The sequence below is a fragment of the Streptomyces sp. NPDC003379 genome (assembly GCF_053589195.1).
Genome location: NZ_JBSFRK010000007.1, coordinates 236724 through 243754, shown reverse-complemented (window position 1 = coordinate 243754; position 7031 = coordinate 236724). Strand labels below are relative to the sequence as shown.

The 7031-nt window shown below is 67.5% G+C and carries 8 protein-coding genes; 3 read left to right on the top strand and 5 right to left on the bottom strand.

Annotated features, from left to right (window positions below; translation table 11 throughout):
* Nucleotides 1-133: 133 nt before the first annotated feature.
* On the bottom strand, nt 134-1396 hold the full coding sequence (locus ACWDVB_RS09515) for a L,D-transpeptidase (RefSeq protein ID WP_451514985.1): 1263 nt from the start codon (nt 1394-1396) through the stop codon (nt 134-136).
* A 310-nt stretch (nt 1397-1706) separates the two neighbouring features.
* Entirely contained in the window at nt 1707-2069 is a 363-nt protein-coding gene (locus ACWDVB_RS09510) for a hypothetical protein (protein WP_451514984.1), read from the bottom strand.
* A gap of 128 nt (nt 2070-2197) precedes the next feature.
* On the opposite strand from ACWDVB_RS09510, the gene ACWDVB_RS09505 reads away from it, so the two are divergent.
* Entirely contained in the window at nt 2198-2479 is a 282-nt protein-coding gene (locus tag ACWDVB_RS09505) for an LPXTG cell wall anchor domain-containing protein (protein WP_451515036.1), read from the top strand.
* A gap of 232 nt (nt 2480-2711) precedes the next feature.
* On the opposite strand, the gene ACWDVB_RS09500 is transcribed toward ACWDVB_RS09505, so the two are convergent.
* Complete coding sequence (locus tag ACWDVB_RS09500) at nt 2712-2972, bottom strand: hypothetical protein (protein WP_451514983.1); 261 nt, start codon at nt 2970-2972, stop codon at nt 2712-2714.
* 225 nt (nt 2973-3197) lie between these two features.
* Between ACWDVB_RS09500 and ACWDVB_RS09495 the strand changes: the two genes are divergently transcribed.
* Both ACWDVB_RS09495 and ACWDVB_RS09490 read left to right on the top strand, forming a co-directional pair.
* Nucleotides 3198-4049 (top strand): helix-turn-helix domain-containing protein, encoded by an 852-nt coding sequence (locus ACWDVB_RS09495; protein ID WP_451514982.1) that lies wholly within the window; start codon nt 3198-3200, stop codon nt 4047-4049.
* Nucleotides 4050-4057: 8 nt separating this feature from the next.
* Nucleotides 4058-4255: a DUF397 domain-containing protein gene (locus ACWDVB_RS09490; protein ID WP_451514981.1), complete on the top strand. Its 198-nt coding sequence runs from the start codon at nt 4058-4060 to the stop codon at nt 4253-4255.
* 563 nt (nt 4256-4818) lie between these two features.
* Here the strand turns inward: ACWDVB_RS09490 and ACWDVB_RS09485 are convergent.
* Complete coding sequence (locus ACWDVB_RS09485; protein ID WP_451514980.1) at nt 4819-5535, bottom strand: class I SAM-dependent methyltransferase; 717 nt, start codon at nt 5533-5535, stop codon at nt 4819-4821.
* A 27-nt stretch (nt 5536-5562) separates the two neighbouring features.
* Nucleotides 5563-6996: an asparagine synthase-related protein gene (locus ACWDVB_RS09480; protein ID WP_451514979.1), complete on the bottom strand. Its 1434-nt coding sequence runs from the start codon at nt 6994-6996 to the stop codon at nt 5563-5565.
* Nucleotides 6997-7031 lie beyond the last annotated feature (35 nt).

Genomic DNA, 7031 nt, shown 5'->3' with positions numbered 1-7031 from the left:
GCACAGCTCCAATGGCGCCCCGCGGCACCCGCGTCACGGGGCGCCTCGCACGTTCCGTCCCCACTCGTTGTCCGGAATACGGAGCCCCACACATGGGCCGCGGCCGTTCCGTACGGCCGTGCGGGGCGTGGGATCAGACGGCGGAGCCGGCCTTCCACTGCGCCCAGTCCATGTTCCAGCCGTTGAGGCCGTTGTCCGGGGCGATGACCTTGTCACCGGTGTTACGGACGTCCACGACGTCACCGGTGATGGTGTTGTCGAAGAACCACGCGCCCGGCTTTGACTTGTCGCCGGCGCCCTTGGCGTCCTCCAGGCCGATGCAGCCGTGGCTGGTGTTGGCGCTGCCGAAGATCGACGGCGAGCCCCAGTAGTTACCGTGGATGAACGTGCCCGAGTTCGACAGACGCATGGCGTGCGGTACGTCCTTGATGTCGTACTCGCCCTTGCCGTCACCGTCCTTGAAGCCCACGGTGGCGCCGTCCATGCGGGTCTCCTTGAACATCTCGGAGATCACCATCTTGCCGTTGTACGTCTTGTTCTCGGGCGAGCCCGCGGAGATCGGGATGGTCTTCACGACCTTTCCGTCCCGCGTCACCTTCATCGTCTTGGTCTTGGCGTCGACGATGGAGACCTGGTTGCGCCCGATCTTGAACTGGACGGTCTTCTGCTGGACGCCGTAGACCCCGTCGGCGCCCTCGACGCCGTCGAGGTTCATCTTCAGGGTGACGGTGGAGTCGCCCTTCCAGTAGTCCTCGGGGCGGAAGTCCAGGCGGTTCGCGCCGAACCAGTGGCCGACGATCTCCTGCCCGCTGTCGGACGACACCTTGATCGCGGACTGGACGTCCTTCTTGTTCGTGATGCCCTTGTCGAAGTTGATCGACACGGGCATGCCGACGCCGACCGTGGAGCCGTCCTCGGGCGTGAAGCTGCCGATGAAGCTGTTGGCCCGCGAGACGGTCGTGAACGACGAGTTCTCGTGCGCCTTGCGGCCCTCGGAGTCCTTGGCGGTCGCCGAGATCTTGTACTTCGTGGCGCGTTCGAGCTGGGCGCTGGGCTTCCAGCTCTTCTTGTCAGCGGATATCTGACCGGCCACGGCCTGCCCGGCGGCGGTCTTCATGGTCACGGCGGTGAGCGTGCCCTTGCTGACCGTCACCCCGGCCGCGCTGTTGATGCTGGCGTTGTCGGAGCCGTTCCTCGGCGCGATCTCGATCCGGGCGGCGGAGGTCTTCTTGGCCGCCGCCTCGTCGACCTGGTTCTGCGACTCCTTGCCACCGGAGGCTTTGTCGCCGTCGTCGCCGCTGCACGCCGAGAGCACGAGCACGCCGCCGACGACAGCGGACACGGCCGCAAGGCCCTTGCGTCCACGTCCGCGCTTGCGACGCCTACTGTCCGTCATCACACGCATCTCCATAGTTGCCGAATCCCAAAGCCGAATCCCCAAAGCAGACGCCGACCCGGGAGTCCCCGTAACCGAGTCCCGGTAACCCCGCATAACGTCCTGCCCGGTTCGTCCCGTTCCACTACCGGACGGAATGTGGGGAACACCACGTCCGCGGTACTGGAACCGCCCCCTGTCACCACTGTGCGGCATGGGACGGCCCACGGGGAAACCGATCACTGTGCACGGTGGGACGACAGGACCCCGGACGGCGGTTGCTGTCCGGGGTCCCCGATTCCGCATACCTCAATCCGGATACCGCTGCCGACTAGACGAGTTCGTCATCCTCATCGTCCTCGCCGACCTCGTCCTCGTCCTCGTCACCGTCCTCGCCCAGATCCCAGTCCGGCGAATCGGGGTCGTAGTCGACCATCTCGCTGCTCCATGAGGCCTGCGTGAGCTCGACCCCGGGCACCTCGCCGACCAGGTCGAACGGGTCCACCAGATAGGCGAGCGCCTCAGCGGCGTCCTCCTTGACGGCGGCCTCCGCGTGCGCGCGCTCCTCGGCGGGCATCCGCTCATCCGCCCCGATGCGGCCGAGGGCGGTACCGGTCAGCTTTTCGACGTCATCCACCTCCACCACCATTTCCACCCGCAGCCGCACATACCGTGATGTCTCGTCACCAGTCATACGACGGAGCGTACGGCCCGACTCCCCCGCGACTTTCCCGCGACCCGCGCCTTTCACTACCATCGCCCCACACGGCCAATTCGCCAGCACCACAAGGGGGATCCGATTCCGTGTCCGCACGTCGATCCATGCTGACCGCCACCGCCGCCGGAGCCCTCCTCGGCGCCCTGTGGTTCGTCCCCTCCGCGAACGCGACGTCCGCTTCCGCGTCGCACGAGTCCCCTCACGGCGACCGGAGCCAGACCTCGACCGCGACCTCCGCACACGGGGGTCGCCTGGCCGATACGGGCGGCTTCGACACGACTCCGTACGTGATCGGGGGCACGGCGTTCCTGGGTCTCGGGGCGGGCTTCGTCGCGTTCTCGGCCCGGAGAGAACGGGCGGAGGGAGCGGGCGGCGCGGCTTACTGAGCGGGCGCTCCTCCGTCGGATTCCGCGTGGCGGCTCAGCTCGCACCACAGCAGCTTCCCTCCGCCCGCGAAGAGATCACCGCCCAGCGGATAGCCGCCCCACGCGTCCGCGTAGTGACATACGAGGAAGAGCCCGCGCCCACCATCCGCGTCGACCGGCGCCGGGCACGGGCCGGCGGCGCCGGGCCTCCGGTCGAAGGGAGGGGGGATATGCGGGTTGGAGTCCCAGACGCTCACCCGAAGCCGCCCAGCGCGCGAAGCCGCAGGGTGGCGCCCCCTTCGGCATACAGGTAGGCGTTGCTGACCAGCTCGGACGTCACCAACTCGGCTGTCTCCGCGAGTCCGGTGAGGCCGTGCGTGGCCAGCACCACCCGGAGCGTGCTGCGGGCGACGCGCGGGGCACGGGCGTCGTGCGGCAACTGAAGGGCGTAGGTCCATGGATCGTCTTCGGCGAGCGGCAACACGAGGGGGTGCGGCGGGGATACGGTGACCATGACGCCTCCTGCGGTGAGGGAACTTGCCCGCTCCAGGGCTGCGCCGGGCGGTGGCATGCCGCGGGCTCGCGGTGCGCTTCCGGCTTACTGGCGGGGCCAGTTGAGCGGCCTACGCCCCACACCGTAGCGGTGGAAATGTAAGGTCTTCCATTGAAGCTGCGAAGAGCTTCCATTCCCACTCGTGTGGGTGACACCTCCGGTATGCAGCAAGGAATGTGATCGCCGATGCCACCCAGCACCAGCGTGACCCTGCGCCAGCAGCGTCTGGGCGCCGAACTGCGCAAGCTCCGCGAGCGAGCCGGACTCACCTCGACCGCGGCTGCCGCCCTGCTCGGCGGCCCACAGGCCCGCATCAGCAACATCGAGGCGGGACGCTACGCAGTGAGCGCCGACCGCGTCCGCACACTCGCGCGCCACTACACCTGCGCCGACGAGCGGTACGTCGACGCCCTTGCCGATATGACCGGCGGGCGCAAGCGCGGTTGGTGGGAGGAGTACCGCGACACGCTCCCGTCCGGCCTGCTCGACCTGGCCGAACTGGAGTACCACGCGGAAGAGCTGCGTGTGGCGGTCACCATCCATGTTCCGGGCCTGCTGCAGACCACAGACCATGCCCGCGCCACTATGCGCGAGTCGGTTCCACCTCTTCGTCAGCACGAGATCGAGCACCGCGTCTCGTACCGCGTGAAACGCCAGGCCGTCCTCTTCGCAGCCACGCCGACGCCGTACCGGGCCATCGTCCACGAGGCAGCTCTCCGCATGGGCTTCGGAGGACCCGAGGTGGCCCGCAAGCAACTCGAGTACCTCGTGGAGATGAGCGGACAGAGCACCATCAGCCTGCGGGTCATCCCCTTCGGGGAAGTCGGGTTCCCCGCATCGGGCCAGCCGATCACCTACGCCCTCGGACCGGTCCCTCAGTTGGACAGCGTGGTCCTGGATACCGATCACGGGTGCGTTTTCCTGGACGCGGAGGCACAGTTGGAGCGCTACCGCTCCGTACTGGGACGTATGGACGCCCGCGCCCTCTCCGAGGGCAAGTCCCGCACCCTCATCGAGCACATCGCCCGCGACACCTGAGGACCCCCATGCCTGAGCTGCATTGGCAGAAGTCGACATTTAGCGCCGAAGCCGCCAACTGTGTATACATCGCGGCCACCCCTCACGGGACGGTCCACCTCCGGGAGAGCGACGACTACCCCGAAGCCGTTCTCACCACAGGCCCGCGCCAACTCCACGCGCTCATAACTGCCCTTCACCGCCAGGGCCGTTCCCCGCACTGCTAGTCCGGGAAGCCGCCCTGCGCATGCGGATCGGCGGCGCCACCACCACCCGCGAGCAGCCCAGACACTCACGGAGGCGAGCGCGACACGGTAACGCTGCGGAAGATCCCCTTCTCGCACGGCACCCTCCTGTCTGGACGCCGAAGCACAGGTGCAGAAGTACGCCCTCCTCATGGACCGCACGGAGGACATCGCCCTCGACCCGCCCGCTCCACGTGCTTCATCCGCCGCATCGCGGACGAATTCCGACCTTGGGAGCTACCTGACCTTGAAGTCAAGCTACGTAAGCCCTTGTAAAGGTACGTCAAGGGACGTCGACTTACGTACCCATAAGTGCGGTGTCGTCAGAGTGCCGCTAGCGTCCTAGGCATGGAGTACGGCCCTGATGACGTGATCGAGCGCGACGCCCCCGAGCCCCCGTTCGAGCAGCTCGCGGGCATCCTGCGCGCGCGTATTGCTCGGGGAGACTGCAAGCCCCGATCTGCTCTTCGTTGTTCCGCAGCGCGGCACGTACGTTCAGGTGCCAGGCGAGGCCGAGGGCGACAGCAGCGAATAGCTCGCAGCGGTCACGGCCAGTAGCGCGCCACGGTGTACGCGGTCGGTCCGGTGAGCGTTCCTGGCTCGGACTCGTTCGCCATGTCGACCACCTCGAACCCCGCTCCGGTCGCGTAGTGCTCCAACTCGCGTGGAAACAGGACCCGGCGCCGGATCACGTCCCGAGCTTCATCGCCGGACTCGAATGTCCACAGCCTGTGCATGGTGTTGATCTGCGTCCGTAGATCCCAGTCGTACCGAACGGTGACCGTGGCTCGTGTGTCTGAGGTCTCGACGGTGGCGGTTGTAGGCTCTGCCTGGACGATCGGCGACACGGGAGAGCAGAGCACGAGGACCGCGCCGGGGCGCGCGTGCGCTGCGAAGGTCGCGAACACGTCCTGTAGCGCGCTGTTGTCGTGCACGTAGGCCAGCGAGTTGCCGAGGCACGTCACAGCGTCCACGCGGCGGCCGAGCCGGTACGCACGCATGTCGCCGGTCCGGATATCAAGGCCGGGGCGGGTTTGGCGTGCGTGCGCGACCATGCGTTCCTGTAGATCCACGCCGACGCACTCGAACCGCTTCGCAAGAATCTCCAGGTCTCGCCCGGTGCCGCATCCGAAGTCGACCAGCGTGGCAGCGTCCGGCCGGTGCTGGTCGATCAGCGTTTGGCACGTCTCCGCGGTATCGCTGTCCGCCTGCACGGCGTCGTAAAGGGCGGGGTCCCGGTAGAAGAGGTTGGTAGCTTCCATGGCGCTCGGCCTCCGCGTCGAGGATGCTCATGCGAGGGCCCGCAGCCCGATTTCCAGGGCGAGTGTGTCGCAGAGCAGGTCGGGCACTGTCGGCGCGCGTTCGGCGCGCTCGCGGGCCACAGCGAGCGCCTTGGGGTCAACGTAGCCGAGATCGACGAGCAGGGATTCCCGCAACATTCCATCCAGGAGGGGGAGTCCGTAGGTACGCAACCCCGCTTCCATGACCGCCAGGAAGTTCTCAGGCTCCGCTGGCGCTGCGACGGACTCGGGTAGGCCCGCCCGCCGTAGCCGCTCGCGGAACAGGGCCTTGCCCCGCTTGTGCTCTTTGGGGAGCTGTTCCATGAACCGCACGATGCGGGGATGCACCAGCGGGTTCAGTGGCCAGACACCAATGCGCAGATATGCAGGGTTGTGCAGCCCGCTCGCCATAAGGGCCGGCAGGGGCAGAACCGGGATCGGGGCTAGGTTGCCGTCCACGTCGGCGACCGCTTCCCTTCCCTGGCTCGTGAGCCAGGGAACCGGCTCGGGTGCGGGGAGTTCGGCCGTTGTCCGTGAGTGACAGGCGTTGATCTCGTCCCCACCGGTCCCGGTAAAGATGACCTCGCAGCCCCGCGCCGCCACCTGTTGACGCACCACATCGAACGCCTCTTGGTAGAACGCCCCCGCGGGATCATGGGGTGTGCCAAGGGCGCGCGCCCCGCCCGGTACGAACGGCGGATGCTGCATAGCGGGGACGGCCGTGTCCCGGAAGCCGAGATGGTCGATCAGCGCCCGTCGGCGCTCACGCTGTTGGGTTCCGATGGCTCCGCCCATGAGCAGTCCGAAGCTGTAGGTCTGGCCGTACCCGGCGGCACCTACGGACAGGGCGACGTTGCCTGAGTCCGCTCCGCCTGAGAGTTCGACGCCTACGCACCCGGTCGCCACCGGGGCTTCCTCTACGGCCTCGTTCAGCAGTGCGTCGAACACGCCCAACGGGTCCACTCCGCGGCGCAGGGGCCGGGGCTCCAAGACATGCGCGGCGGGCGGCGGGTAGATCATGGCGAGCCCCGACGAGGCGAACACGGCCGAGGCGCGCTCAGTGAGTCGATGCACCCCCTCAAACAGGGTGTCCGTGGTGTACCGGTGCTGCCTGGTCAGCGCTCGGGCTACCGCGCGCGGTACGAGCCGGTCGGGCCGTAGGTGCTGGCGCAAGTCGGCGATGTCCCACGACGCGTACAGCACGTCGCCGATGACCACGAGATACAGCGGAGCAGTGCCGAACAGGCCCGCTGAAAGCCGGACCTCGCCAGGTTTGATCACGACCGCCGCGAATTCCGCCTCGTCGCCCTTGAACTCCCTCACCGTGAGGGTCACTCGCTGCGGATCGTCGTTGTTGAGTACGGCGACGAGAGCCGACACGTTCGCGGGCGCGATCCAGCTTTCCCCGCAGGCCCAGCGGCCGTTTTCCCACTGCCAGTTCAACGGCTCAAGGTCGCCAGGCGGAGACGTAGCGAAAG